Annotated in this window: 27 protein-coding genes; 18 read left to right on the top strand and 9 right to left on the bottom strand. The window is 55.1% G+C overall.

Going from position 1 to position 26,197, the window contains the following annotated elements:
- The 4 genes from DWZ82_RS13530 to DWZ82_RS13515 form a co-directional block, all read right to left on the bottom strand.
- Window positions 1-670 (bottom strand): response regulator transcription factor (locus DWZ82_RS13530; protein WP_147356944.1); only part of this gene is annotated, 670 nt, incomplete at its 3' end.
- Between the two features lie 211 nt (window positions 671-881).
- A complete protein-coding gene (locus DWZ82_RS13525; protein ID WP_118481244.1) occupies window positions 882-1,019 on the bottom strand; it encodes a helix-turn-helix domain-containing protein in 138 nt (45 codons plus the stop codon).
- Between the two features lie 224 nt (window positions 1,020-1,243).
- Window positions 1,244-2,299 (bottom strand): type IV pilus twitching motility protein PilT, encoded by a 1,056-nt coding sequence (locus DWZ82_RS13520; protein ID WP_118481243.1) that lies wholly within the window; start codon window positions 2,297-2,299, stop codon window positions 1,244-1,246.
- 164 nt (window positions 2,300-2,463) lie between these two features.
- Complete coding sequence (locus DWZ82_RS13515; RefSeq protein ID WP_118481242.1) at window positions 2,464-2,769, bottom strand: phage holin family protein; 306 nt, start codon at window positions 2,767-2,769, stop codon at window positions 2,464-2,466.
- A 277-nt stretch (window positions 2,770-3,046) separates the two neighbouring features.
- Here DWZ82_RS13515 and DWZ82_RS13510 point away from each other — a divergent pair, with 277 nt between their 5' ends.
- From DWZ82_RS13510 to proS, 17 genes are all read left to right on the top strand, one after another.
- A complete protein-coding gene (locus tag DWZ82_RS13510) occupies window positions 3,047-3,784 on the top strand; it encodes a WecB/TagA/CpsF family glycosyltransferase (RefSeq protein WP_117751751.1) in 738 nt (245 codons plus the stop codon).
- 5 nt (window positions 3,785-3,789) lie between these two features.
- The gene (gene thyX / locus DWZ82_RS13505) at window positions 3,790-4,560 is read left to right on the top strand and encodes an FAD-dependent thymidylate synthase (protein WP_118481241.1); all 771 of its coding nucleotides are present in this window, start codon (window positions 3,790-3,792) and stop codon (window positions 4,558-4,560) included.
- 69 nt (window positions 4,561-4,629) lie between these two features.
- Window positions 4,630-5,496 carry a DUF2156 domain-containing protein gene (locus DWZ82_RS13500; protein ID WP_158575272.1) on the top strand — a complete coding sequence of 289 codons (867 nt, stop codon included), beginning with the start codon at window positions 4,630-4,632 and terminating at the stop codon, window positions 5,494-5,496.
- A 6-nt stretch (window positions 5,497-5,502) separates the two neighbouring features.
- Window positions 5,503-6,303, top strand: coding sequence for a GNAT family N-acetyltransferase (locus tag DWZ82_RS13495; RefSeq protein WP_118481239.1), 801 nt, complete (start codon window positions 5,503-5,505; stop codon window positions 6,301-6,303).
- A 14-nt stretch (window positions 6,304-6,317) separates the two neighbouring features.
- Entirely contained in the window at window positions 6,318-6,869 is a 552-nt protein-coding gene (locus DWZ82_RS13490) for a DJ-1 family glyoxalase III (RefSeq protein ID WP_118481238.1), read from the top strand.
- A complete protein-coding gene (locus DWZ82_RS13485; RefSeq protein WP_118481237.1) occupies window positions 6,856-7,428 on the top strand; it encodes a 5-formyltetrahydrofolate cyclo-ligase in 573 nt (190 codons plus the stop codon). Before DWZ82_RS13490 ends, DWZ82_RS13485 begins: the two co-directional genes overlap by 14 nt.
- Window positions 7,415-8,305: a CPBP family intramembrane glutamic endopeptidase gene (locus DWZ82_RS13480; RefSeq protein WP_118481236.1), complete on the top strand. Its 891-nt coding sequence runs from the start codon at window positions 7,415-7,417 to the stop codon at window positions 8,303-8,305. Before DWZ82_RS13485 ends, DWZ82_RS13480 begins: the two co-directional genes overlap by 14 nt.
- A gap of 24 nt (window positions 8,306-8,329) precedes the next feature.
- Window positions 8,330-9,583, top strand: coding sequence for an endolytic transglycosylase MltG (gene mltG / locus DWZ82_RS13475; RefSeq protein WP_118481235.1), 1,254 nt, complete (start codon window positions 8,330-8,332; stop codon window positions 9,581-9,583).
- Window positions 9,576-10,808 (top strand): peptidase U32 family protein, encoded by a 1,233-nt coding sequence (locus DWZ82_RS13470; RefSeq protein WP_243022956.1) that lies wholly within the window; start codon window positions 9,576-9,578, stop codon window positions 10,806-10,808. The genes mltG and DWZ82_RS13470 overlap by 8 nt, the downstream gene beginning before the upstream one ends.
- Window positions 10,809-11,079: 271 nt before the next feature.
- Window positions 11,080-12,090, top strand: coding sequence for a tryptophan--tRNA ligase (gene trpS / locus DWZ82_RS13465; protein WP_110436847.1), 1,011 nt, complete (start codon window positions 11,080-11,082; stop codon window positions 12,088-12,090).
- A gap of 18 nt (window positions 12,091-12,108) precedes the next feature.
- Entirely contained in the window at window positions 12,109-13,197 is a 1,089-nt protein-coding gene (locus DWZ82_RS13460; RefSeq protein ID WP_117491700.1) for an MraY family glycosyltransferase, read from the top strand.
- On the top strand, window positions 13,190-14,338 hold the full coding sequence (wecB, locus tag DWZ82_RS13455) for a non-hydrolyzing UDP-N-acetylglucosamine 2-epimerase (RefSeq protein ID WP_118481233.1): 1,149 nt from the start codon (window positions 13,190-13,192) through the stop codon (window positions 14,336-14,338). The genes DWZ82_RS13460 and wecB overlap by 8 nt, the downstream gene beginning before the upstream one ends.
- Window positions 14,335-15,129: a hypothetical protein gene (locus DWZ82_RS13450; RefSeq protein WP_118481232.1), complete on the top strand. Its 795-nt coding sequence runs from the start codon at window positions 14,335-14,337 to the stop codon at window positions 15,127-15,129. The genes wecB and DWZ82_RS13450 overlap by 4 nt, the downstream gene beginning before the upstream one ends.
- 107 nt (window positions 15,130-15,236) lie before the next feature.
- Window positions 15,237-16,493 (top strand): methionine gamma-lyase family protein, encoded by a 1,257-nt coding sequence (locus DWZ82_RS13445; protein WP_118481231.1) that lies wholly within the window; start codon window positions 15,237-15,239, stop codon window positions 16,491-16,493.
- A gap of 527 nt (window positions 16,494-17,020) precedes the next feature.
- Window positions 17,021-18,775: a threonine--tRNA ligase gene (thrS, locus tag DWZ82_RS13440; protein ID WP_118481230.1), complete on the top strand. Its 1,755-nt coding sequence runs from the start codon at window positions 17,021-17,023 to the stop codon at window positions 18,773-18,775.
- Window positions 18,776-18,869: 94 nt separating this feature from the next.
- A complete protein-coding gene (locus DWZ82_RS13435) occupies window positions 18,870-20,636 on the top strand; it encodes an S-layer homology domain-containing protein (protein WP_158575270.1) in 1,767 nt (588 codons plus the stop codon).
- Window positions 20,636-22,075 (top strand): proline--tRNA ligase, encoded by a 1,440-nt coding sequence (gene proS / locus DWZ82_RS13430; RefSeq protein ID WP_110436840.1) that lies wholly within the window; start codon window positions 20,636-20,638, stop codon window positions 22,073-22,075. The genes DWZ82_RS13435 and proS overlap by 1 nt, the downstream gene beginning before the upstream one ends.
- Before the next feature lie 118 nt (window positions 22,076-22,193).
- Here the strand turns inward: proS and DWZ82_RS13425 are convergent, their stop codons facing one another.
- The 5 genes from DWZ82_RS13425 to DWZ82_RS13405 form a co-directional block, all read right to left on the bottom strand.
- The gene (locus DWZ82_RS13425; protein WP_118481228.1) at window positions 22,194-22,382 is read right to left on the bottom strand and encodes a hypothetical protein; all 189 of its coding nucleotides are present in this window, start codon (window positions 22,380-22,382) and stop codon (window positions 22,194-22,196) included.
- A gap of 37 nt (window positions 22,383-22,419) precedes the next feature.
- The gene (locus tag DWZ82_RS13420; RefSeq protein WP_118481227.1) at window positions 22,420-22,740 is read right to left on the bottom strand and encodes a hypothetical protein; all 321 of its coding nucleotides are present in this window, start codon (window positions 22,738-22,740) and stop codon (window positions 22,420-22,422) included.
- Window positions 22,741-22,808: 68 nt separating this feature from the next.
- On the bottom strand, window positions 22,809-24,353 hold the full coding sequence (locus DWZ82_RS13415; protein ID WP_158575268.1) for a recombinase family protein: 1,545 nt from the start codon (window positions 24,351-24,353) through the stop codon (window positions 22,809-22,811).
- Window positions 24,354-24,486: 133 nt separating this feature from the next.
- A complete protein-coding gene (locus tag DWZ82_RS13410) occupies window positions 24,487-25,539 on the bottom strand; it encodes a YHYH domain-containing protein (protein ID WP_118481225.1) in 1,053 nt (350 codons plus the stop codon).
- A 15-nt stretch (window positions 25,540-25,554) separates the two neighbouring features.
- Window positions 25,555-25,881: a hypothetical protein gene (locus tag DWZ82_RS13405; RefSeq protein WP_118481224.1), complete on the bottom strand. Its 327-nt coding sequence runs from the start codon at window positions 25,879-25,881 to the stop codon at window positions 25,555-25,557.
- Window positions 25,882-26,024: 143 nt separating this feature from the next.
- Between DWZ82_RS13405 and DWZ82_RS15245 the strand changes: the two genes are divergently transcribed.
- A complete protein-coding gene (locus DWZ82_RS15245) occupies window positions 26,025-26,189 on the top strand; it encodes a hypothetical protein (protein WP_158575266.1) in 165 nt (54 codons plus the stop codon).
- Window positions 26,190-26,197: the final 8 nt, after the last annotated feature.

Below are 26,197 nucleotides of genomic sequence, written 5' to 3'. Positions count from 1 at the left end.
ATTGATAGCCCATGCCGTAAACAGTCTTGATGTAGGGTGCGCCGCCGTCAGATTCAATCTTGCTGCGAATCCGGCTGATGGAGGTTGTCAGGGTGTGTTCGTCTACAAACCTCTCGTCTATATCCCACAGCTTTTCCAAAAGCTGCCCACGGGTCAGCACTTGCCGGGGATTTTTGCGGAACAGGTTCAGCATTTTATACTCCATCGGGGATAGGGTCAGGGGCTTGCCGTTTAGGGAAGCCGTCTGCTCCGAGAAGTCCAGGAACAGCCGCCCGTCGTCGTAAATGTCCTTGGCCGGTTTGTGGTGTTCCAGCATAGCGAACATGGCTTTGATTTTTCGCTGCAAGGCCCCGATCACAAAGGGCTTTGTGATGTAGTCCACCGCGCCCACCTCATAGCCCCGTATCTGGTCGCTCTCCTGATCGTTGGCGGTCAGGAATATTACGATGGTGTCCGGGTGCTGGGGCTTTATCAGCTTGCACAGCTCAAAACCGTTCCCATCTGGCAGGTTAATGTCCAACAGCACTAAATCAAATTCCCGCTGGCGGATGGCTTCGGCTGCGGTTCTGGCATTTAGAGTAGAAGTCACGCCGTAGCCGTCTGCGGTCAGGTTATAGGCTAACATCTTATTCAAAAAACTGTCGTCCTCGACAATTAAAATCTGCTTCATATCCTCACTTCCTTTGCTTTTTGCAGATAGTATAACAGGCAAATGTCCGAGAATTGTTACAAGGACAAATATATTTATCATATTACAGCTTTTTTATGTGTACTGCAATTTTATAAAAGAAAGGACAGCAGTATCATCAAATTGCTGTCCTTGCGGTTTATTATAGCTGGTAGTGTATAAGCGTGGGTTCATCATATTTGGTGTGGTATCTTTAACTATGGGAAACTCCGCGCTCCCATTTGGATACAGCCTTGTCGCTGACGCCAAGCTGTTCAGCCAGCGTAAGCTGTGTCAGTCCCAGTTTTGTCCGTATTGTACGGATTAGTCTGCCGGTTTTTACCTGATCCATTCGGATCACCTCCCTTGCGTTCTATTATACGGAAAACGGAGGAGAATACAATGAACGCTCCGTAGAGTTGCGGAAAATTGAGAATGGAGAATTAACGTAAGAGTGAATCTGCGGCAGCCTGCGCGAAAAGCAGGCGCAAAGCAAGCATAAGGCGAAAGCCGCGGCTCCTTTATGCGGTATTGCCATAAAAATCCCGCGTGAAATTCAACGCGGGATTTGCTGTCTTATCGGAAGACAGACTGCGGAAACGCTTCCGGATCGGCTGCCTTTGCGGCGGCATCGTCGAGGCGGACCTCGCCGCTGCGGACGAGTTCACCGAGCGAATCGTCCATCAGCATCATGCCCTGATTGCGGCTGGTCTGCATGGTGCTGATCAGCTGATACGATTTGTTCTGGCGGATCAGGTTGCGCACGGCAGAAGTGCCGGTCAGAATCTCAAATGCGGCTACGCGGCCACCCATGGTGCGCGGTACGAGCGTCTGGCAGACAATGCACTCGAGCACCTCGGCAAGCTGAATGCGAATCTGCTCCTGCTGCTCCGGCGGGAATACGTCCACGATACGGTCGATCGTACCGGCAGCTCCCTTGGTGTGCAGTGTGCCGAATACAAGGTGACCGGTCTCGGCAGCCGTGATAGCGGTCGAAATGGTCTCCAGATCGCGCATCTCACCGACGAGAATAACGTCCGGGTCCTGCCGCAGAGCTGCTCGCAGGCCGCTTGCGAAGCTGTCCGTATCCGCACCGATTTCACGCTGGTTGATCATTGAGCGAATGCGCGGGTGTACATACTCGATCGGGTTTTCAAGCGTGATGATATGGCGTGCCGCGGTGCGGTTGACGTGGTCGATCAGTGCCGCCAGCGTGGAACTTTTACCGGAGCCGGTCGGTCCGGTCACGATAACCAGTCCGCGCGGCTTTTCGGCCTGCTGTACAATGATATCCGGCAGGCGAAGCTGTTCCGCAGTCGGGATTTCCATCGGCAGCAGACGCAGCGCCAGCGCCGTGTGGTGCTGCTGGCGAAACAGATTGCAGCGCATACGCACGGAATCGGCAAACGTCACCGCAAAGTCGGACTCGCCGATGGTTTTCAGCTCGTGCAGCTGATGCTCATCCGCAAGCTGCTGTGCCGCATCCTGTACATCCTGCTCGGTCAGAGGTACGTCACCGTGGGTACGCAGCTCACCGTCGATACGCAGCATCGGCGGGAGACCAACGGTTAAATGCACATCGGAGGTGTTTTTCTCCTTGGCGTAAAAAATCAGAGTTTGTAAATCGTACAAGGCGTGTCTCTCTCCTTGGTGTCCCAAAGCAGGGGACAGAGTTTATATGGGTATTGTACCGCAAATTGCCTGCTGATGCAAGTAAGGATAAACGAAAACGGCTTCGGAAAACCGAAGCCGTTGAGACCGTTGGAACACTTTGTTCTTCTTTTTGTGTTCGCGTGTTATTTCGGCGGGTCGTTTCCTTTGTTTGAACTGCAGTGTGCTATGACTTCGTTCAGATAGACCGACATGCCTGTACACAGGACACCCTGTACCACACCTTCAAACAGAGCGGCTGCCCAGTTGCCGTAGCTGGCATAGCGCGATGCGACTGACAGACAAGCCAGTCCGATCCCGCAGAACGTGAGTGCCAGAGGGATAAATTGATTGGGAAACCGCTGTATTGCTTTGAGTCCGCGTCCGATGCAGTACAAAACCGCTACCAGAACCGCGAAATCCGCCTTGATATACTGCGTTAGTTCTTCCATGGGTTCACCTCCCTCTGTATCAGCTTATGCGGAACGAGAACGATGTTTGCCAGGCATATTGTAGGGCGGTATGACCTCATGCCGCCATTCGCAACGATCTGCATATACTTACAGGCGGCGGGCCGGGGTCAGTCCGCCCTGCATGATACGTTTATCGCTATCTACTCCTCACTCTCTGCAAGCTGGGCTTGCAGATTTTAGTTTGCTGCTGTATAATACAATAGATTAGGAATGTTCATCGCCAAATAAAAGGCTGGAAAATATGGGAGATACGAAGATGAATACTGCTTCTATTCTGGGCGTGCAATTTCACGCTGTTACCAAGCAGCAGGCTGTTGAGCTTGCAATGAGCAAGATCCGTTCCCGGCAGAAGGGCTACGTTGTTACCCCGAATCCGGAGATCGTCGATCTCTGCCGCCATGACGAAAAATTCATGGGCGTTGTCAACCATGCGACGCTTGTCCTGCCGGACGGCATTGGCATCATCTATGCTGCGAAGATCCTCGGTGAAAAGCTGCAGGGCAAGGTGGCCGGCATTGAATTTGCCGAGAGCCTTGTTGCCGCGATGGCCAAGGAGAACATGCGCCTGTATCTGCTGGGTGCGAAGCCCGGTGTTGCCGAAAAAGCAGGTGCGAACCTGTGTGCAAAGTATCCGGGACTGGTGCTCGCCGGCACGCATGACGGCTATTTCTCCGATCCGCAGGAGGTTGTTGACAGCATCAACGCCGCAGGCGGTGCGGATGTTGTGTTCGTCTGTCTGGGTGCGCCCAAGCAGGAGAAATTTATCGCGGACAACATGGACGATATCCACAGTACACTGTTCTGCGGTCTCGGCGGCTCGCTGGATGTGTTTGCAGGCGTTGCCAAGCGCGCGCCGGATATTTTCATCAAGCTGGGTCTGGAGTGGTTTTACCGTCTGCTCAAGCAGCCCAGCCGTATCGGCCGTATGATGAAGCTGCCGAAATTTCTGCTCATCGTTATCAAGGAGCGGCTGTTTGGCAGAAAGGGGAAGTGACAAGAATGAAAGTAAAACTGCTTGCTTACACGCCGGACCCGGAAAAGCTGGTCGCGGCTGCAGCAAAGAACTGCTATTCCTCCACGGACGTTGACAGCGTGCTGGATGGTCTGACCGAGGAAAAGACCGAGAGCTTTGTCAACATGCTTTCCGAGATCGGCCACGAAAGCCCGATCGAGCATGTGTCGTTCACCTTTGCAATTGAGGGTGTATCGCGTTCTCTGCTGGCGCAGATCACGCGCCATCGCATTGCATCGTTCTCGGTGCAGAGCCAGCGCTATGTGCGTGAAAAGGGCTTCGAGTATGTTGTTCCGCCGGAGATTGATAAAATTCCGGCTGCCCGGGCAAAATTCATTCAGGCGATGGAGGACGACCAGCGTACCTACGAGGAATTGACGGCCGTGCTGATGGAAGGCTACCTCAAGGAGCTGCTCGAGCAGGGCGTTCCGGAGAAGACCGCCCGCAGCAAGGCTGAAAAGCACGCCATCGAGGACGCACGCTACGTTCTGCCGAACGCCTGCGCGACCCGCATCGTCATGACGGCGAACGCCCGCAGCCTCAAGAACTTTTTCCGCCTGCGCTGCTGCAATCGCGCTCAGTGGGAGATCCGTGCGCTTGCCGAGGAGATGTACAAGCTGGTATACGCTGTTGCGCCGACGCTGTTTGGTCACTGCGGACCGGCCTGCGTGGACGGTGTCTGCACAGAGGGCAAAATGTCCTGCGGCAAGGCTGCAGAGGTGCGCGCGCACTATCAGACGCTGCGCGAGGGCAAGTAACCCTCAAATCAATCTTGCGAAAGGAATTATATGTTACCGTTTAGAGAAATTACTTTAGAGGATAAACCAATGGTCGAGCACTGCGGCTCGCATTACAACTATCATCTGTGTGAGCGCTGCTTTGTTGATCTTTTCATGTGGCGCAGCCACTACAATACGCAGATCTGCTTCAAAGACGGCTTTATGCTGGTGAAAATGTCTCCGCTGGACGGCGGACACGACTGCTATCTTGCGCCTGTCGGTCAGGGCGACCTCGGCGCTGCGCTGGATGCGCTCGAGCAGGATGCCGCTGAACGCGGTCTTCCGTTCGTCATCGTCTCGGTCGCTGAGCCGATGATTGAGCGTATCGAAGCCGTTCGTCCGGGCAAGTTCACGTTCTCGCATGACAGCGAGGACGGTGACGATTATATCTACCTCGCGGAAAAGCTGCGCACGCTGTCCGGCAAAAAGCTGCAGAGCAAGCGCAACCTCGTCAACCGCTTCAAGACTGCCTATGAGGGGCGGTGGAGCTACGAGGACATGACCCGGGATAACATCAAGGACGCATTCGCGTTCCACATCCACTGGTGCAACCTGAACGGCTGTGCACGCGAGCGCGATTTTGAGGGCGAGACCTGCGCGATCGTGCAGGCGCTCCACAACTTCGACTACCTGAATCTGCGCGGCGGACTGCTTCGCTTGGACGGCGAGGTTATCGCGTTCACATTCGGCTGCAAGGCTACGCCGGATATGTACGTTGTGCAGATCGAAAAGGCCGACCACACGATTCAGGGCGCGTACCAGATGATCAACCAGCAGTTCGTACAGCGCAACTGCAATGATGTGGAATACGTCAACCGCGAGGAGGATCTGGGACTCGAGGGTCTGCGCAAGGCGAAGAAGTCCTATTATCCGGTGATGCGCGGCGTGAAGTATATGGCTGTACCTAAGGAGTAATCAGAAATGATGCGATTTGCAGAAAAGGGCGATTTTCCTGCCGTTCGTGCCCTTTGGGAAACCTGTTTTCCGGATGAGGGCGGCTTCAACGACTATTTCTTCGCGCACTTTTATAAAGAGAAATATACGCTGCTGTATCTCGAGGGTGAAACGCTCGTGGCGATGGCGCAGATGCTCCCGTACCGCATGACGGTGGGGGGCCTCTCCCGCGAGGTGACGTATATCTACGGTGCGTGTACCGACCCGGCGCACCGCCGCAAGGGGTATATGGCGCGGCTGCTCGAGCGCTCGTTCGAGCTGGACAGGGAAGCGGGGCGCATTGCGTCCGTGCTCATTCCGGCAGAAAAGTGGCTGTTTGATTTTTACAAACCGTTCGGCTACGAGCCGTTCTTCCATATTTCCCGCCGGGAGATTACCTGCACGGCAGGGGAGCGCGAAGCACCTCGACGGCTGACCTCGGCGGATGTGCCTGCACTGGCGGCGCTGTATGACAAGCTGGTGCCGAAATGCCGCATCGAGCGGGACACAGCGTACTGGAACGCGCAGCTTGCGCTGTTCGACACGCTCGGCGCGGGCGTGTATGGCTGGTTCGAGGATGAAACGCTCACCGGCTATGCGTTCTGCTGGGAGGACAATGCGCAGGAGCTGCTCGGCGCAGATGACGCGCAGCTGCAGGGGCTGCTGGACGTACTGCGGCGCGATATGCTCGCCGTTACGGAAACCGGCAGCGAAATAGCACTCGGTGTATGCAAATGGCATGAGAAAGCGGATGAAACCGCTGGATATATGAATTTAATGCTCAACTGAAAGGTGTGACAAACATGGTATATGTATTACTGGCAGAGGGCTTCGAGGAAGTCGAGGCGTTGACTCCGGTCGATCTTCTGCGCCGCGCAGGCGTGGAGACCAGGCTGGTCGGTGTGACCGGTGCAACCGTGTGCGGTGCACGCGGCATCAATGTCGTAACCGACCTGTCCATGGACGAGCTTGACCTTGCAAAGGCCGATATGCTCGTTCTGCCGGGCGGCATGCCGGGCACGACCAATCTGTACGCGGACAAGCGCGTTACCGATGCGGTTCGCACGATGGCAGATGCAGGCAAGTACGTTGCGGCAATCTGCGCGGCTCCGTCCATCATTCTGGGCGGCATGGGTCTGCTCGAGGGCAAGAAAGCCACTTGCTATCCGGGCATGGAGGACGGCATGAAGGGTTCGACCCCGGAAAAGAAAAACGCCGTCACCGACGGGAAGATCATCACCGGCTGCGGTGTAGGCGGCGCACTGGATTTCGCGTGCGAGCTGATTACCGCGCTGTGCGGCAAGGCCAAGGCGGACGAGATCGCAGAGTCGGTCGTACATCATGTGTACGGATAAGAAAACGCTGCGGGGGCGCTATCTTGCGGAACGGGCAAGCCTGTCCGCTGAGGAAAAGCAGGCGATTGATCGCGGTATTGCACAGAACATTCTGCAAAGTGAGTTCTATCAGCAGGCAAACTGCATTTTCTGCTATGTTTCGACTGCTGAGGAGATTGATACCCGTATGGTGCTCGAAAACGCGCTTGCGTCCGGCAGGACGGTCTGCGTGCCGCTGTGCGGCAAGGGAGGCAGCATGACCGCGCGGAAAATCACCGCGCTCTCCGAGCTGCAGACCGGTCACTACGGTATCCTGGAGCCGTCCGACACGGCGCCCGAGATTGCACCGGAGAACATCGACCTGATTCTTGCGCCTGCGCTCTCGTGCGACAGAAAAGGGTACCGTCTCGGCTACGGCGGCGGCTATTATGATCGGTTCCTCAGCCGGACAAACGCGGTCTGTGCGGCGCTGTGTGCATCGCAGCGCATGAGCGAAACCCTGCCGCACGAGGCTTTTGACCGCCGCTGTCATTATATTATCACCGAAAGAGAGGTGCTGCGCACCGATGAATCAAGATAAACGCACACTGCTGCCGGGTCTCAGCCTGTTTGTGTGCTTCTGCCTGCTGACAGGCATGGAAAAGCTGATCACGCACTTTAATCTGCCGCCGTCGCTGATGGCGCTCGGTGAGATCGTGTGCTTCGGTTTGGCGCTTGCAATGGCGCTGCCCGGTATGGATCGGGAGCGCTTTAAGCAGCGGCTTTCATTCAAAATGCCGCGTAAGGGCGGCTGGCTGCTCATCCTGTTTATGGGCGCGGCGACCGCATTTGCCGCCCTCAGCCTGAACATGCTGGAATACCGTTTGCTGGCACATACCGGTCTCCGGCTGACGATTGCATCCCTGCCGATGCCGCTCGGCGGTATGTCGTTTGCATGGCGGCTGCTGATCGGCGTTGTGATAGCAGCTATGGTCGAGGAGATCTATTTACGCGGTGCGCTGTTCAGCGTATACGGTGAAGAAGTCGGTACCTCGGCATGCCTGCTGTTCGGCGGCATCGTGTTCGCACTGCTGCATGGCAACCCGCTTGATCTGGCGGCAGGCTTCTGCGCCGGTCTGGCGTTTACCTATCTGACCTATGTGTTTGATACCGTATGGGCGGCGGTGCTTTCCCATGCTGCGGCGGCTTTTGTCACCGTGTTGATGCAGTGGATGGCAGATACCTATGCACCGTTTGGCATTTGGAACATCCTGCTGCCGCTGACTGTGCTCTTTTTCCTGCTGTTTGCGTTCTTAACGCTGGACACGCTGGGAAAAATGCTGGCGCGCGGTTCCATTCCGCGCTTTGAGGTCAGCGCCGGCTGGTACGACCTGTGGCTGCTGGTGAAAGAGCCCGGATTTATTGTGTTCGTGCTGGCATTTGCCGGTAAAATCATTCTGAATTACTGGATCGGCTGAGGCTGACCCGCAGAGAGGTGAATTATGGATAATCATTTTAACAACGATGAAACGCGGCGTGTACCGCTGCCGGGCTCGGAACCCCCGGTGCCTGAGCAGTTCACGCCGGAGCATTTCGATGACGATCGGGAGCCGCAGCCGCCGCAGAAGCAGCCCAAACGCCGCCGAAGCCGCCGCCGGATGAACGCAGGCTGTGCAGGCTCGATGGTGTACATGATCGCAGTAGTCGGCGTTTCGCTGGTGCTGTCGATTGCAGCGCTGTTCATGGCAAACGACATTTTTGCCTTTGTCAAGGCAGATGCGGTCAAGGAGATCACGGTTTCGGAGAACACCTCGGTATCCTCGCTCTCCAAGGAACTGGACGACCAGGGCGTTATCAATTATCATTCGGTGTTCAAGCTGTATCTGAAGCTCAAGCACCAGACCGATACCTCGGTTCTGGCAGGCGCGTATCAGCTGAACCCGTCGATGGACTACGGTCAGATCGTAGACGCGCTGACCAACACTGCAAGCACAGAGACCGTGCAGATTACCATCCCGGAGGGTTATTCCATCTCGCAGATCCGTCAGGTGCTGCTGGACAACCATATCTGCACCGAGGATGCACTGGATGAGGTGCTGAATGAATATTCCTTCAAGCACGATTTCCTTGAGGATGAAAAACCGGCCGCGGAAGGCTGGCTGGAAGGCTATCTGTTCCCGGATACCTATGAGGTATACAAGGGCAACGCTGCGGTAGTCGATACCATCAACAAGATGCTCAACAACTTTGGCAACAAGTACGATGCGGACATCAAGTCCGGCGCGGAGAATCTCGGCCGCTCGATGCACGATATTGTCACGATCGCCTCTCTCATCGAGCGTGAGGCACAGCGTGACGATGAGCGCGCACGCATTGCGGGCGTTATCTACAACCGTCTGAACAATTCCTCCGAGTTCCCGTATCTGCAGGTGGACGCGTCCGTTCTGTATGGTCTGGGACGCACCGGCGGCAAGCTGAGTGACGAGGATCTCAAATCGGATTCCGAGTACAACCTTTACAACCACGAGGGTCTGCCGCCCGGACCGATCTGCAACCCGGGTTATGCTTCGCTGTACGCAGCAAGCCATCCGGAGGACAACAATTACTACTATTACGTTGCTATGCCGGACGGCTCGCACCTGTTTGCAAGCAGCTATGAGGAGCACGAGCGCAACATCGAGGCTTCCAATCAGGCACAGGCGCAGGCTGCAAGCGCTTCGGCAGACACGACGACAACGGAGGCAACCGGTGAATAACACACCTGAATTACTGTCGCCCGCAGGCGATCTGGACAAAATGCGGTTTGGCATTGCCTACGGCGCGGATGCGGTCTATATGGCCGGAACGCGCTTCGGCATGCGTGCTGCTGCAACCAACTTTGACGATAATGCGCTGCGCGAGGGCATTGCCTACGCGCACGCGCACGGCGTCAAGTGCTACATTACAGTCAATATTATGCCGTCCAACCGCGACCTTCCGGCGCTTCCGGCCTATCTGGAGCTGCTGCAGGACGCAGGTGCGGACGCACTCATCATCGCGGACGTAGGCGTGCTGCGCATGGCGCGCAGATACGCGCCCAAGGTTCCGGTGCACATCTCGACCCAGACCAGCATCCTTAACCACGAGGCGGCAAATTACTGGGCGGATGAAGGCGCCGAGCGTATCGTGCTCGCGCGCGAGCTTTCCCTTGAGGAGATCACCGAAATCCGTGCAAAAACCCCGAAGGAACTCGAGATTGAGGCCTTTGTTCATGGTGCCATGTGTATTTCGTACTCCGGCCGCTGCCTGATCTCGCAGTACATGACCGGCCGCGACGCCAACCACGGCGCATGTGCACAGCCGTGCCGCTGGAATTACTCTCTGATGGAGGAGAAGCGTCCGGGGCAGTTCTTCCCGGTCGAGGAGGACGGACGCGGCACCTACCTGTATAACTCCAAGGATATGTGCATGATCGAGCACGTTCCGGAGCTGATCAAGGCCGGTATTACCTCGTTCAAGATTGAGGGCCGCAACAAAACTGCGTACTATGCAGCCTGCGTCACCGGTGCATACCGTGCCGCGATCGACACCTATAAAAAGGACCCGGAAAACTTTGTTCTGCCGCAGTTCTGCCGTGATGAGGTCAATAAGGTCAGCCACCGCGAGTATTACACCGGCTTCTACTTCGGCAATCAGGAAAACGGACAGCATTACGGCGACAGCCAGTATATCCGCGAGTACGAGGTTGTCGGCATGCCGGTCGAGTGTGACGACAGCGGCAAAGCCGTGTTCGCACTCAAGAACCGCTTTTTCGATGGGGAAGAGCTGGAGCTGATCCAGCCGGGTCAGGCGCCGTATGTGTTCCGCGCAGAGAACGTCACCGATGACGAGGGCACTGAGCGCGAGCTGTTCAACGTGCCGCAGATGCGCGTACACTTTGCGTTCCCGTTCAAGGTCAGCGAGTGGGCCATTTTGCGGAAGGCCAAAGAAAGACCGGAGTAAACAATCAATGAGGAGTTAGGAGGCAGGAGTTTCCTGCGTGCCGGCTTACCGTAGGGGCGCACATTGTGCGCCCTTTTTCGTTACCCCCCTTGCAAATCGCTTGAACAGGCGAACACGGTTCGCCTATACGGCATGGTTTCTCCTGCCTCTTATCTCCTGCCTTTTTATGAATGGTTGCAACGTATGATAAATTGTGGTATCATTACAATTAAGTATGGAAACCTTTCGGGGTGAATTGAACCGAAAAATTCTAAGCAAGGGAAGTATATACATGAGCGATAACCAGAAGAAAACGATTTTCTCCGGCGTGCAGCCGTCCGGCAAGCTGACGCTGGGTAACTATTTGGGTGCTATCCGCAATTTCCCAATCCTGCAGGAGCAGTACAACTGCATTTACTGCGTGGTCGATCAGCACGCCATCACGGTCCGGCAGGAGCCTGCGGCGCTCCGCCGTGCAACGCTTGAACTGATCGCGCAGTACATTGCCTGCGGTTTGGACCCGGAAAAGAGCATTCTGTTCATCCAGAGCCATGTGCCCGCGCATGCGGAGCTGGCGTGGGTGCTCAACTGCTTCACCATGTTCGGCGAGGCTTCCCGCATGACCCAGTTCAAGGACAAATCCGCCAAGCATGCGGACAACATCAATGTTGGTCTGTTCACCTATCCGGTTCTGATGGCGGCAGACATTCTGCTGTACCAGACCGATCTTGTTCCGGTTGGCGTGGACCAGAGCCAGCACATCGAGATCTGCCGCGACATTGCAAACCGCTTCAACAATCTGCATCCGAACACCTTTACCATTCCGGAGGGCTACTACCCGAAGGTTGGCGAGGGTGCCAAGATTACCAGCCTGGTTGACCCGAACAGCAAAATGAGCAAGTCCGACCCGAACCCGAACGGCTATATCCTGCTGATGGACAAGCCGGAGGATATTATGCGCAAGTTCAAGCGTGCGGTTACCGACTCGGATTCCCGCATCATCTTTGACCCGCAGAACAAGCCGGGTGTTTCCAACCTGCTGCAGATTTACGCACTGGCGACCGGCAAGACCATCGAACAGGCGGCAGCCGAGTTTGACGGCAAGGGTTACGGTGAGTTCAAGCCCGCAGTCGGCGAGGCCGTTGTCGAGCTGCTGCGTCCGATTCGTGAAAAGACCACCGATCTGCTGAACAACAAGGATTATCTGGAGCAGGTCTACAAGGAGGGCGCACAGAAGGCCTCTTATCTGGCGCGCAAAACGCTGGATAAGGTTTATCGAAAGGTAGGCTTTGTCGCACGCTGAGCCAAAAGGGAGTAAACCATGTCTGAATATATTGTCATCGGCACGATCATTGCAGCGTTTGCCGTAGCTGCCGTGCTGAGCTATTTTTTCACACCGCCGGTCAAGAACTTTGCACACAAGGTCGGCGCGATCGACGTGCCGAAGGATGCACGCCGTATGCACAAAAAGCCGATCCCGCGGCTGGGCGGTCTGGCCATTTACGGCGGCTTCCTGTGTTCGATTCTGATTTTCGGGCAGCTTGATGAGACCATGCTGTGCGTCCTGCTCGGAGCGGCCATCATTGTCGCACTCGGCATTTTCGATGATGTGCTGGCGCTCGGCGCCAAGCTCAAATTCGTGGTGCAGATTGTGGCGGCAGCCATTCCGGTCTGCATCGGCGATCTGCAGATTGGTCTGTTCACCAATCTGAATCCGCTGTCGGATACGCCGTTTGTCCATCTCGGCATTCTGGCAGTGCCGGTCACGATTATCTGGATTGTCGGCATCACGAATGCGGTAAACCTGATTGACGGTCTGGACGGACTTGCGGTCGGTGTTTCGTCCATTGCGGCGATTACCATGCTTGCTGTTGCGCTGCTGACCGGCAACATGCCGATTGCCATCACGATGGCGGCGCTCGCCGGCGCGTGCATCGGCTTTATGCCGTACAACCTCAACCCGGCTAAGATCTTCATGGGCGACACCGGCTCGACCTTCCTCGGTTACATGCTGGCAACCGTGTCCATCATGGGTCTGTTCAAATTCTACGCAGTCATCTCGTTTGCGGTGCCGTTCCTGATTCTCGGCCTGCCGATTTTTGATACAGCCAATGCCATCATCCGCCGTGTGGCGGCAGGCAGAAGTCCGATGAGTCCGGACCGCGGCCATGTGCATCACAAGCTGATCGACATGGGCTTCAACCAGAAGCAGGCGGTTGCTATTCTGTACGCTATCAGCGCAACGCTCGGTCTTACCGCCGTGGTGCTCACCTCGTCCGGCGAGGTTAAGGCGATCGTGCTGCTGCTGGCGGTTCTGGCTGCAATTCTGGTAGGTGCATGCATCATTTACGGTGCGGAACACTGGAGCAAACACGCATCCGAAAACAAGGAGGATAAAGACGATGAATAAAATCAAGGTAATGACGGTTTTCGGCACCCGCCCGGAGGCCATTAAGATGGCGCCGCTGGTGCACGCGCTCGAGCAGAATGAAAACACCGAATCCATTGTGTGCGTCACTGCGCAGCACCGCGAGATGCTCGATCAGGTGCTCGATATTTTCGACATCAAGCCGGATTATGACCTGAACATCATGCAGCCGCGTCAGACGCTGGCGACCATCACCGAGAAGAGCCTGTACGGTCTGGATGAGGTGCTCGAAAAGGCACAGCCGGATATCGTGCTCGTCCACGGTGATACCTCGACTACCTTTGCCGGTGCGCTTGCGGCATTCTACCACAAGGTGCCGGTCGGTCATGTAGAGGCCGGTCTGCGTACCTATGATAAGTACAGCCCGTTCCCGGAGGAAATGAACCGTAAGCTGACCGGTCAGATTGCAACGCTGCACTTTGCGCCGACTCCGCGCAACCGTGATAATCTTGCGAAGGAAGGTATCACAGACGGCGTGTTTGTCATGGGCAACACGGTTGTTGACGCGATCCACATGACCGTAAAGCCGGATTTCGAGTTCCGTGATGAGCAGCTCAAGACGCTGGATTTTGAGAACAACCGCGTTGTCCTCGTTACCGCGCACCGCCGCGAGAACTACGGCGAGCCGATGGAGAACATTTGCCGCGCCATTGCCGAGCTGAGCGAAGCATATCCGGATGTACACTTCGTTTATCCGGTGCACCTCAGCCCGTATGTCCGCGAGACTGCGGAGAAATTCCTCGGCGGCAATAACCGCATTCACCTCATCCATCCGCTGGCCGTGGACGAGATGCATAACCTGATGGCACGCTGCTATCTCATCATGACCGACTCCGGCGGACTGCAGGAGGAGGCGCCCAGCCTCGGCAAGCCGGTTCTGGTACTGCGCCGCGAGACCGAACGTCCGGAGGCCATCGAGGCCGGTACGGTCAAGCTGGCAGGCGTGGAGCAGGCCAATATCGTTAAGCTCGCGCGCGAGCTGTTCGACGATAAGGACGCTTACGCAAAAATGGCGCACGCTGTCAATCCGTACGGCGACGGAAAGACCTCGCAGCGTATCGTGCAGGCGATCGAGCAGTATTTTGGTCTGCGCGAGGACGGTCCGGCTCCGTTTAACCCGTGAAACCCGTAAAAAAAGAGAAGCACACACCGAAACACTATCTGCCGGACACTACGCCGAAGATTGCGGCTGCGGGCGCTACCGTGCTCGTGCTGTTGGTGGTGCTCAGCTTTGTGCTGTCCTCCGGCTGGATGCATGGCAGCAGCACCGGCATTATCCTGCCCGGCAGTGAGGACGATTCGCCAACGGTTGGTGCAGGCAGTGCGCTGCTCACCGGGCAGAGCGTGGATGATATTACCATTGATGTCAATAACGCCAAGACTGTCATTGCGACGCTCGCACGTCCGGCGGCATACAGCAGCAGGATCGAGAACACGATCTACTATGATGGCGGCTCGGCGACTCTGTACTGCCATCGCTATGCGCGGGATAATGTTATGCGCACGGATACACTCGGCAGTGACAATCAGGTGCAGTCTACGCTGATTCGCGTTCCGGACAGCAAGGTGTATGCGTGGAATGCAGGGGACAGCATTGCATATCAGGGCAAAGCCGGCGATTTTACCGATGATGCAGCTGCTATGCTGCCGACTTACGAGGATGTTCTGGCTGACGAAGTACAGCTGACTGCTGCCGGTCGGCAGGACATTAACGGTGAACCGTGTATTGCCGTTACATTTGAGCAGGATGGCTATCGCTGTGTATATGGCATTTCAACGGTCAGCGGTCTGCTGGCGCAGGCGTCGTTTTATGACGGCGATACGCTGACGCGCAAGGTCACCGTCAGCGAAATCAGCACGGAAACGCCGGACAGTGAATTGTTTACGCTGCCGGACGGCGAAAGCGTTATATAGAAAAAGTGGAGAGTGGAGATTGCAGAGTGGAGAGACAGCGAAACCGTTTCGTTATCTTCACTCTTAACTCTCCACTCTCCACTCTGATAGAAGGAGATTACACATAAATGTCTGAATATATTAAGATTTCACCGGAGATTCGTGCGCTCGGCCGTGAGGCTGAACGCGAGATCCGTCCGTATTTTGAGCGCCTCGAGGAGATCTGTGACCGCAACACCGAGAAGGTGCTGGCGGCATTTGCGAAGAACCGTGTATCCGACAACCTGTTTGCCGGTACGACCGGCTACGGCTACGACGACTACGGCCGTGACACGCTCGACAAGATCTACGCCGATATTTTCGGCACCGAGGCAGCACTCGTGCGTATCGGCTTTGTAAACGGCACACACGCGCTGTCCTGCGCGATGTTTTCCGCCGTCAAGACCGGCGACACCGTGCTGTCCGTTACCGGACCGGCGTATGACACGCTGCAGAACACGATCACCGGCGATTACTGCGGCAGTATGAAAAGCTACGGCATCGGCTATAAGCAGGTTGACCTCAAGAACGGCGAGCCTGACCTGCCTGCCATCAAGGCAGCGGCGGCAGATGAGAATATCAAGCTGGTATTCATTCAGCGCAGCCGCGGCTACGGCGTCCGCAAGACGCTTTCCGTCGAGGAAATCGGCGAAATCTGCAAGACCGTGCGTGAGGTCAATACGACTGCGGCCATCATGGTCGATAACTGCTACGGCGAATTCACCGAGGAGATCGAGCCGACGCAGGTCGGTGCGGACATCATCGCAGGCTCGCTCATCAAGAACCCGGGCGGAGGTCTGGCCCCGACCGGCGGCTATATTGCAGGCCGCGCCGATCTGGTCGAGAACGCCTCCTACAAGCTGACCGCACCCGGCATCGGCGGCGAATGCGGCTGTACGATGGGTCAGAACCGCCTGCTGTATCAGGGCCTGTTCATGGCGCCGCATGTCACCATGCAGGCCATCAAGACCGCGATGTTCTGCGCAAAGGTCATGGAAAAGCTCGGTTACGAGGTAAGCCCGAAGGCAGAGGAGCCGCGTTACGACATCATCCAGACCATCGCGTTCGGTGCACCTGACCCGCTGCGCCGTTTCTGCGAGGGCATTCAGGCCGGTGCGCCTGTCGATTCCTATGTAACGCCGGAGCCGTGGGCAATGCCGGGTTACGACGATCAGGTTATCATGGCTGCAGGCGCGTTCGTGCAGGGCGCGTCCATTGAGCTTTCCGCCGATGCACCGATGCGTGAGCCGTATGTCTGCTATATGCAGGGCGGCCTGACATATGAATCCGGCAAGCTGGGCATTTTGCTTGCTGCAGATAAGATTACCAAGGCAAAGGCACAGTAATGGTGAATGAAAAATAGAGGATGATGGTATCCTGCATTTTTCAATTCTTCATTTTTCGTGCGAAATCGGTTGACAAAGCGCGGATATGAGCGTTATAATAAATCTGTATTTATTAAGTTATAGGCAATGACGGAAATCCTGTTTTCCGAAAAGCATTTGGCAGAGAGCGTGCGCCACGGCTGCAAGCACACGCAATGCGGAGAAAACAGTACCGATTCCCGAGCCGCACAGCGGAAAACCGCAGTATGCTGTGCCGTGTCGTTCGCGTTAAGAACTCCGAGCGGCAGTCCTGCAAGGGCTGCAAGCAGGGTGGAACCGTGGGCAAGCGCTCACCCCTGAGAGATACAGGGGTGAGCGCTTTTTTGTTACTCTGCAGTAATGAAAAATTGAAAATGGAGAGTTGAGAATTGTGGTTACGCGCAAAGCGCGTCATAAAATTCCGTCCCGTGGACGGATACCTTCATTTCCCATTCTCCATTATCAATTACTCCACTCGTTATGATTTTACAAGAAAGGTCTGAATAAAAGTGTCCGAAGAAAACAAGTACACGTTTGAAAACAAGGAATACCGCGACACCTACCGTCACACGGTATCGCACATTCTCGCGCAGGCGGTCAAGCGCCTGTATCCGGAGGTCAAGCTGGCCATCGGCCCCTCCATCGACAACGGCTTCTACTACGATTTTGATGCGCCGTTCTCCTTCACGCAGGAGCACCTCGATGCCCTCGAGGCAGAGATGCGCAAGATCTGCAAGGAGAAGGAGAAGCTCGAGCGCTTCGAGCTGCCGCGCGCAGAGGCCATCAAGTTCATGGAAGAGCGCGAGGAGCCGTACAAGGTAGAGCTGATTAACGATCTGCCGGAAGACGCTACCATTTCCTTCTACAAGCAGGGCGAGTTCACCGACCTGTGCGCAGGCCCGCATCTGGACTCCACCGGCCGCGTAAAGGGCAACGGCATCAAGCTGATGAACGTTACCGGCGCTTACTGGCGCGGCGATTCCTCCAAGAAGATGCTGCAGCGTATTTACGGCACCGCATTCCCGAAGAAGGACGAACTCGACCAGTACCTTAATATGCTGGAAGAGGCGAAGAAGCGCGATCACCGCAAGCTGGGCAAGGAGCTCGGCCTGTTCATGCTGACCGAGGAGGGCCCCGGCTTCCCGTTCTTCCTGCCGAACGGCATGACCCTCAAGAACACCCTGATCGACTACTGGCGCGAGGTACACAAGCGCTACGGCTACGTTGAGGTTTCCACCCCGATGATCCTCAACCGCAAGCTGTGGGAGCGTTCGGGTCACTGGGATCACTACAAGCAGAATATGTACACCACCGTCATCGATGACGAGGATTACGCAATCAAGCCGATGAACTGCCCGGGCGGTATGCTGGTCTACAAGGCTCAGCCGCACTCCTACAAGGAGCTGCCGCTGCGTGTCGGCGAACTGGGTCTGGTACACCGCCACGAGCTGTCCGGCGCACTGCACGGTCTGTTCCGTGTGCGCTGCTTCACGCAGGATGACGCGCACATCTTCATGACATGGGACCAGATGAAGGACGAGATCAAGAACGTTGTTCGTCTGTTCGATGAGGTGTATTCCACCTTCGGCCTGACCTATCAGATCGAGCTGTCCACCATGCCGGAGGACCACATGGGCGAACTGAAGGACTGGCAGTTCGCTGAAAAGACCCTCGCAGAGGCCATCACCGAGATCGGCAAGGACTACGTTGTCAACGAGGGCGACGGCGCGTTCTACGGCCCGAAGCTGGACTTCCATCTGGCAGACTCCATCGGCCGTACCTGGCAGTGCGGCACCATCCAGCTGGATATGCAGCTGCCGGAGCGTTTCGAGCTTGAGTACACCGGTGCAGACGGCGAGAAGCACCGTCCGGTTATGATCCACCGCGTTGTCCTCGGCTCTATTGAGCGCTTCATCGGCGTTATCACCGAGCATTTTGCAGGCGCATTCCCGACCTGGCTCGCACCGGAGCAGGTTCGCGTTATGCCGATGACCGATCGCAATATTCCGTGCGCACAGGAGGTTGTTAAGCAGCTGACCGATAAGGGCTTCCGCGTAACCATGGACGAGCGTAACGAGAAGATTGGCTATAAGATCCGTGAAGCACAGGTTCACAAGGTTCCGTATATGATCGTCATTGGCGACAAGGACGAGGAAAAGGGTGTTATCTCGGTTCGTACCCGCAAGACCGGCGAGACCACCGCTATGGAGACCGGCGAGTTTATCGAGAAGCTCGCATATGAGGTTGAGAATAAGCTGAAGTAAGCAGCAAAACGGAGAGCGGAAGCAGTATTCCGTTCTCCGTCACAATAGAATAAAGGTACATAGAGTTTTGTCATGTATGCAGGGAGGGTGCGGCATGAAAAAATTTGTTTCCGCGTGTCTGATGGCAGGTCTGATGACTTGTGCCGCCGGTGCGGCACAGGTTGGTACGATCAACAACAACTATCCCGGCGATACCGAAGCGCAGGCGCAGATGCTTTACGATCTCGGGCTGTTTAAAGGCACTGACAAGGGCTTTGCGCTGGAGAAATCCATGACCCGCGCAGAGGCCTCGGTGATGCTGACCCGTCTGCTTGGCGCAGAAAAGACCGCGCTGGCAGGAAACTGGAAGCATCCGTTTACCGATGTGCCGCAGTGGGCGGACAAATACGTCGGCTGGCTGTATCAGAATGGTTTGACCAAGGGCGTTTCCGCGACACTGTACGGCTCGCAGCGCAATGTCACCTGCGGCCAGTATTGCATTTTTCTGACCCGGGCACATTTAGATGCGGACAGCTATCAGGGTACGGCTTTTGTCGATAACGATGAGGTACGGCAGACGGACGAGGAGGGATTTATCCGTGGAGATGCGGTTTCGCTCTCGGCGCGGCTGCTCAGTACGAACTATGCGAAAAATGGCGATGAAAGCGACCGCAGTGTGGCGGAAAAGCTGATCGACGACGGCGTTTTCACGGCGGAACAGTTCAAAAATGCGGCATGGGACGTTCTGCCGCGTGATTACAGCAATGATTACCGGTACGATGGCAAATGGAACCTGATTGCTTCGCCGTTCGTCTGCCAGATCGCAGATGTGACAGTGGCGCAGTGTCCGATTGACGGAGTGCAGCCTGTCAGCGGTACAGACCGTTATGCGCAGAGCGATATGGAGCAGTCGGATTTTATCCTGTACCGCATGGACAGCAAGACGATGAAACTGACGCAAGTGCTCTCGCTGCCGCAGGAAAGCTCTGTGGAATATCTCGGCCGTGCCGGAGAAACCGATTATCTGCTGGTGTACGACCGGAAAACGGAAACGTATTCGCTGTGCTCAGTGCACGGCGATACGGTCAAAACCGAACTGACCCTGACCGAAGCACAGCAGCAGGCAGCACGCACTGTTTATCAGAGCGCACGCGGCTGCATCATCTGCACGGACGAGACGACCGGTTATAAGCTCACGGAAACAGGCGTGGAGCCGTTGGGCGTGGCGGCAGGCATCTGCCAACTGACCGAGGACGGCATGATTATTACGCAGAAATGTACGGCGGACGAAACCGTGCTGACGGCGTATAACTGGGACGGTCAAAAGACAGACGGCTATACCATCTCCAATGCGTATCAGTCGGATGATGCCGAGGTGCGCAAGCATTTTGCACCGCAGATATTCGGCAGTGACGGTGCGCTGTTCTGGGGCACAGCCGGGCTGTACCGCGAAGAAAACGGCCGTTTGGTGCAGGTGACAGACTCTCCGGTCATCAGCGTAAAGCAGGATGCCGATGGGGCCTATTATGCTGTTTCCTGCGATAAGTCTGAGCGGACGGAATACTATTCGGATGGTATCGGATACATGGCGGGTGATATGCTCGTGCGTATCGCGCCGGACGGAACGCAGACCACGCTTACAACACTCGATGACATTCTGATCGACGAGGTAAAGACGGTCAAAAGCGGTGTTGTTCGCTTCGCAATCGCTATTCCGACAGAGGGCCATAGAAGCGGACACTATACCTGCCTGTTGAAAGACGGAAGAATTACCGTCCGGTCTGCAACCGATGATGTATTCTACATCTGGGGCAACGATGCGCTGGAAAACGAACAAGAGAAAATAGATAAGATTATTGCGAACCAGAAAGGTGAAGAATAATGGCAGAAAAGAAAAAGCTGGTCAGCGAGATCACGTCTATGGACGTGGACTTCGCGCAGTGGTACACAGATATTGTTAAAAAGGCTGAAATGGCCGATTATTCGTCCGTAAAGGGCTGTATCATCATGCGCCCGTACGCACAGGCGCTGTGGGAGAACATCCAGCACACGCTGGACGGCATGTTCAAGGAGACCGGTCACGAGAATGTAGCAATGCCGATCTTCATTCCGGAAAGCCTGCTGCAGAAGGAAGCCGACCACGTTGAGGGCTTCGCGCCGGAGTGTGCATGGGTAACGCACGGCGGCAACGACAAGCTGGAGGAGCGTCTGTGCGTTCGTCCGACTTCGGAGACGCTGTTCTGCGAGCATTACGCAAAGATCGTTCGATCCTGGCGCGACCTGCCGAAGCTGTACAACCAGTGGTGCTCGGTTGTCCGTTGGGAAAAGACCACCCGTCCGTTCCTGCGCAGCCGTGAGTTCTGGTGGCAGGAGGGTCATACCGTTCATGCTACCGCCGAGGAGGCTATGGAAGAGACTCTGCGTATGCTGAACATCTACGCGAAGTTCTTCGAGGAATGGCTGGCCATTCCGGTCGTTAAGGGCGAAAAGACCGAGAAGGAGCGCTTTGCCGGTGCAGAGAACACCTACACCATCGAGGCCATGATGCACGACTGCAAGGCTCTGCAGTCCGGTACCTCGCACTACTTCGGTGACGGCTTTGCACGCGCATTCGGCATGCAGTACACCGATAAGAACAACACCCTGCAGTATATGTATCAGACCTCCTGGGGCGTTTCCACCCGTATCATCGGCGCAATCATCATGACGCACGGTGATAACGAGGGCTTGGTTCTGCCGCCGCGTATCGCTCCGACCCAGCTGGTTGTTATTCCGGTTGCGGCTCACAAGGAGGGCGTTAAGGAGAAGGCAACCGAGCTGTACGAGCAGGTCAAGGCAGCGGGCATCCGTGCCAAGATCGACCTGAGCGACAATACCCCGGGCTGGAAGTTCGCCGAGTACGAGATGAAGGGCATTCCGCTTCGTCTGGAGGTTGGTCCGCGCGATATCGCTGAGGGTCAGTGCGTACTGGTTCGCCGCGACACCCGCGAAAAGACCGTTGTTAAGTTCGAGGATCTCGAAAAGACCATTCCGGCACTGTTGGAGGATATCCAGAAGTCGCTGTATGAGAAGGCGCTCGCAAACCGCGAGGCGCATACCTATACCGCAAAGTCTCTTGACGAGATGAAGTCCATCCTTGCTGAGCACACCGGCTTTATCAAGTCCATGTGGTGCGGCGACCTCGCCTGCGAGGAGAAGGTCAAGGAAGAGACCGGTATGCCGAGCCGCTGCATGCCGTTCGAGCAGGAGCACATCGCAGATACCTGTCCGGTCTGCGGCAAGCCTGCAAACAAGATGGTTGTCTGGGGCATCGCGTACTAAGCGAAGTCTCAGAACCAAAAAACTGCACAAGCAAAAAGTCCCTCATCAGTCGATGAGGGACTTTTTTGCGCCAATAGAGAAACTTTTTCAGCAGATCGAACGGTTTGTGCGGCAGTGATCAGATACCGGTTGCAAAGCTGTCGATCAGGAAGCCGCCGTCTGTATTCTTAACGGGAATGAAGAATGAAGCAGTGGCATCCTTCAGGTCATAGATCGAATTTGCCGACGGCTTCATTTTTAACGGACAGTCGAAAACCATCGGCTTGCCGTCATACAGAACGGCGAATTTACAGCCGGCTGGGAGCAAATACTCCCAGCCGGCTGCGTGTAAACGGGTAGATAGATTATCTGCAGGAATTATTGCCGCTGCAGGAATTGTTATTGCCGCAGCCGCAGCCGCTGCGATTGTCATTTACGCCGGCACTGCCGGTGAACAGACAGCCTGCCTTGTCGCTCTGCGGCGGGAAAAAGGCGTCGATGGGGAAGTCGAAGCTCGAGAAGATCTCGCACGGGTCCTGCTCACCGCCGACACCGCTGTTCGAGCAGTCGCGCCGCGGCAGACATACGTCGTAAGCGGGCATGAGCAGCTGGATGTCGCGCTCGAGCCGGATGATCGAGAACTGACCGAGGGTTACGAACAGCTGATAGCCATCGTTGCTGAGCACGAGATCGTCACCGCCGAAGCACGAGCAGATTGAACGGGGTACTTCATGCAGCGCGCAGCAGCAATAACTTAAATGTTAGAGGTTTGAGGTATAGCAATTTTGGGGTGGATTGTCAGATGGAGGTCGCTTTTGGCTTTGCCGTAGACACGGACGGTTTTATGGTAGTCTATCCGGCGGATTACCTGCTTTAAGAGAAGATTTTGTTCTTTTGGATCTTCCAGTGTGGGGTATACGTCCAGCACATGACGGATGAGTGGCGCGGAGTTCTTCTGCGCTTCAATGTCTGTCTGTTTATTATGGAGTTTGCGCTCGATCTCGTGCTTTGTGTTTAGCAGTGCGGTCTGATCCTGGCTGATTGCGGATTGACGCTGCAGGAACGTTTCTTTACTGTAAACACCATCTTCGAGCAGTTCATAGGTACGCTGCAGACGGTGGTTTATATCGGTAAGCTGCTTCTCGATGTTCTGCAGTGCGATTTCTTCGCTTTTCGTGTCCAGAAGGGCAGGAGAGCTGAGTTCGATCTTGTGAAGGAATTCGCGGAGAGACTGCAGGACAAGGCTTTCCACATCTTCAAACAGACTGGAGACGGTAGAGCAGGATGGATTTTCACAGCCAAACCGGACTTTATCTTCACGGCGGTATGGATGGCGAGACATCAGTTTACCGCATTGGTCGCAGTAGACCAGTCCGGCCAGCGGATTCATCTGCTGGTATTTGCGCGGTACACGCGGCGTAACGGTGTCTTTCATGCGCTGTTGGACGCTGTACCAGACGTCCCGCGGGATGATCGCTTCGTGTATTCCTTCGTACAGCTCACAGTTTTTATTGACCGGTCGCTTGGTTATCAATTTGCCTTTTTGCACGATTTTTGTGTTGACCTTCATGGCACTGGGGATAAAACCGGCATAGTGCGGGTTCTGCAGGATGGCACGGGTAGTCGCGGGCACCCATTTTTTATCGAGCGGTGTGCGGATCTTCATAGCGTTCAGTTCGTTTGCGATTTCGGAAAAGCCTTTGCCGGAAAGATACATATCGTAGATGGTGCGGATCACACCGGCCTGCGGCTCAACCGGTCGAAGGGACCAGCCGCGGCCGTCCAGTTTGTAGCGTTCATAGCCGTAAGGCGGACGTCCGGGAACGTAGTGGCCTTCCTTCTTGGAGGCTCTCGTTCCGGCCAGCTGACGGCGGCGGATCATGCGGTACTCCTGCCGCGACATGAACAGGCCGAACTCCATCCATTCCTCGTCCGCTTCCTGCGTGGGGTCGTAGGTTTTGGACGGCGTGACGATGAGCGTGCCCGAAAACTTAAACGCTTGGGCGACGATACCCTGATCTATGGTATCGCCGCGCGCAAGACGCGAGGTTTCGGTTACGAGGACGCCCTTCCAGCGGCCATCCTCCACCTCGGAGAGAAGCTGCTGCATGACGGGACGGTTCGCAATGCGCTCACCGGAGACGATCTCACGGTAAATTGCGCCGATCGGCAGGGCACGGGACTTGGCAAGCTCCATGAGAATATGCTCGTGCCGGGCGAGGGTATCGCCCTCGCCGTGCGCCTCGGCTTCGAGGTCGGCACGGGATTTGCGGAGATAGATGGCATACTCGGTGGACATTTGATCACTTCCATTTATTATTCCAGTCATTCAGGTCATGGGTGACATGGATAATCACCCAGACTACAAGCAAGGCGATACAGAGCAAGCCGGTGAGGGTTTCCTTGACAAATGGACTCATGCAATCAGCTCCTTACTGGTGTTTGCGCAGGATTTCATTTATTTCATCCTCTGTTATCATTTTTGAGGGTCTGTTTTTGATGATTTGACCGATATCGCGTAAAACGTAGTAACGCTTTGTAAGCGATTCGTTTGCTTTTTGGTAATTGGAAGAAGCTATACACATCAAAACAAAGAACAGGATACACAAGCAGGCGAGAATGCCGATAATGCAGGGATAGTATTTCGTCCAGCCGCTTTCTGTTGTTTTGCTTGTGGAAACGGCAGGCGCTTCTTCTTCATCTCGGGTATCCGCTCCGCCGAGCTCACTTTTGTCGATGATATCGCTGTTCGGAGCGGAACGGTCGGCGAAAAATCCATCTCGATAGCCTTGATAATACCCATCGTCATAATCACTGCTATGATCTTCGGCGCTGTCGGTGTCGTTAAAATCTGACCATACAGTAGCTTCGTTTAATCCGAAGTAGGCACCTTGTTGGAATTGCAGACTTTGTTCCTGCAAACCAAACATATATACAATTTCGTCCAGAGTGAAATAGTCGAACCTTGGTTTGTTCTCTGGATCATTGTAAGAACCGGCTTGCATGAAATAGCTGTTATCGGTTTCACCATCAGCGTGCGGAACCGCCTGATCCTGATATGGTGTGTACATTCTACCGTCTGCATCATAATAATATTGGCGAGGTATAATGTGACCTGCTTGTGGACAGCTGCCGGAATTTGAAAAATTTTGCGAGGATTTGTATGAATCGGGAACCCATTCCCAACTGGGATCACGCCAATCTACATCGTCTACTTGGTCGGAAGTTGTATCTTGCGAAATAGTGTCTGTTGCCGATGAACCACTTGTACCGGAATTCCTACCGGTTTGGTCATCATAATCATATGGACAGATTCCGTTTGTATGCTGATGGGCCGGATATCCGTGGTGGTAGTGATATTCGCCAGTATCATTATCCCAGTGGCCGCCGTCTGCATCTGTTTGCCCCGGATGGGCCGAGGCAACAGACGTGAGCATTAAGAGACAACCAGCGGCGCAAATTATCCGTTTGGTAAGATATTTCATATATTTGCCCTTTATTCATGCCTGCTTTTCCAGATCGGAAAGGTCAGGCATTTTTTTATGCGTTTGTTTTGCCATATACATGGTCTGACGGATATATTCCTGTCCCTGCTCGTTCAGGGAGCGGTAGTCGTCGATGAGCTGTTGTTCGTCGGCGGAATATTGCTCGACCGGTTGCTGCGGTTGGCTGAACTCTGTTTCCATGATTTCCTGCAAGCCGCGCTGCATGAGAGATATGACAGCTTGTGTTTGGTTTTTGATACGATGGTTGTACCGATAATCTTCGATTTCCTGCATTAGAGCAGGGTCTACGGTGATTGTAAACCGTGGTTTATCTGTTGGCATTGTATGTCACCTCCGTTGGTCTTATCATACAGCAGTGGTGAACCGGTGTCAAGTTTTTTCAAAATTCCTATTGACAGTTCCGAGGTGGTGAACTATAATAGCATCATAAATCACAGGTTCACCACTTGAAAGGAGAGGTACAAATGACTGAGATGCCGAGAAAGACAATCAGCCTTCCGCCGGAACTGGAAAATGCAGTTTACGAATTGCGGAAGAGTGAAAAATATTGCAAATGCTCGTTCTCTGAGATTTTGCGTGTGATGATTCGCAGAGGTCTGGACGCCGAGCAGGCGGAAGGGAAGGGGTGAGGGACGTT

It is taken from the genome of Butyricicoccus sp. AF35-5AC (assembly GCF_003477715.1).
Lineage (GTDB): Bacteria > Bacillota > Clostridia > Oscillospirales > Butyricicoccaceae > Agathobaculum > Agathobaculum butyriciproducens.
Note: the sequence above shows the minus strand (reverse complement) of the source record. Positions and strands in the feature narration are given on the sequence as shown.

Excerpts from the sequence above, each read along its gene's own strand:
- DWZ82_RS13525 (WP_118481244.1), bottom strand. The coding sequence starts at position 1,019 with ATGGATCAGGTAAAAACCGGCAGACTAATCCGTACAATACGGACAAAA.
- DWZ82_RS13515 (WP_118481242.1), bottom strand. The coding sequence starts at position 2,769 with ATGGAAGAACTAACGCAGTATATCAAGGCGGATTTCGCGGTTCTGGTA.
- DWZ82_RS13510 (WP_117751751.1), top strand. The coding sequence starts at position 3,047 with ATGAATACTGCTTCTATTCTGGGCGTGCAATTTCACGCTGTTACCAAG.
- thyX (WP_118481241.1), top strand. The coding sequence starts at position 3,790 with ATGAAAGTAAAACTGCTTGCTTACACGCCGGACCCGGAAAAGCTGGTC.
- DWZ82_RS13500 (WP_158575272.1), top strand. The coding sequence starts at position 4,630 with ATGGTCGAGCACTGCGGCTCGCATTACAACTATCATCTGTGTGAGCGC.
- DWZ82_RS13495 (WP_118481239.1), top strand. The coding sequence starts at position 5,503 with ATGATGCGATTTGCAGAAAAGGGCGATTTTCCTGCCGTTCGTGCCCTT.
- DWZ82_RS13490 (WP_118481238.1), top strand. The coding sequence starts at position 6,318 with ATGGTATATGTATTACTGGCAGAGGGCTTCGAGGAAGTCGAGGCGTTG.
- DWZ82_RS13485 (WP_118481237.1), top strand. The coding sequence starts at position 6,856 with ATGTGTACGGATAAGAAAACGCTGCGGGGGCGCTATCTTGCGGAACGG.
- DWZ82_RS13480 (WP_118481236.1), top strand. The coding sequence starts at position 7,415 with ATGAATCAAGATAAACGCACACTGCTGCCGGGTCTCAGCCTGTTTGTG.
- mltG (WP_118481235.1), top strand. The coding sequence starts at position 8,330 with ATGGATAATCATTTTAACAACGATGAAACGCGGCGTGTACCGCTGCCG.
- trpS (WP_110436847.1), top strand. The coding sequence starts at position 11,080 with ATGAGCGATAACCAGAAGAAAACGATTTTCTCCGGCGTGCAGCCGTCC.
- DWZ82_RS13460 (WP_117491700.1), top strand. The coding sequence starts at position 12,109 with ATGTCTGAATATATTGTCATCGGCACGATCATTGCAGCGTTTGCCGTA.
- wecB (WP_118481233.1), top strand. The coding sequence starts at position 13,190 with ATGAATAAAATCAAGGTAATGACGGTTTTCGGCACCCGCCCGGAGGCC.
- DWZ82_RS13445 (WP_118481231.1), top strand. The coding sequence starts at position 15,237 with ATGTCTGAATATATTAAGATTTCACCGGAGATTCGTGCGCTCGGCCGT.
- DWZ82_RS13435 (WP_158575270.1), top strand. The coding sequence starts at position 18,870 with ATGAAAAAATTTGTTTCCGCGTGTCTGATGGCAGGTCTGATGACTTGT.
- proS (WP_110436840.1), top strand. The coding sequence starts at position 20,636 with ATGGCAGAAAAGAAAAAGCTGGTCAGCGAGATCACGTCTATGGACGTG.
- DWZ82_RS13415 (WP_158575268.1), bottom strand. The coding sequence starts at position 24,353 with ATGTCCACCGAGTATGCCATCTATCTCCGCAAATCCCGTGCCGACCTC.
- DWZ82_RS13410 (WP_118481225.1), bottom strand. The coding sequence starts at position 25,539 with ATGAAATATCTTACCAAACGGATAATTTGCGCCGCTGGTTGTCTCTTA.
- DWZ82_RS13405 (WP_118481224.1), bottom strand. The coding sequence starts at position 25,881 with ATGCCAACAGATAAACCACGGTTTACAATCACCGTAGACCCTGCTCTA.
- DWZ82_RS15245 (WP_158575266.1), top strand. The coding sequence starts at position 26,025 with ATGACTGAGATGCCGAGAAAGACAATCAGCCTTCCGCCGGAACTGGAA.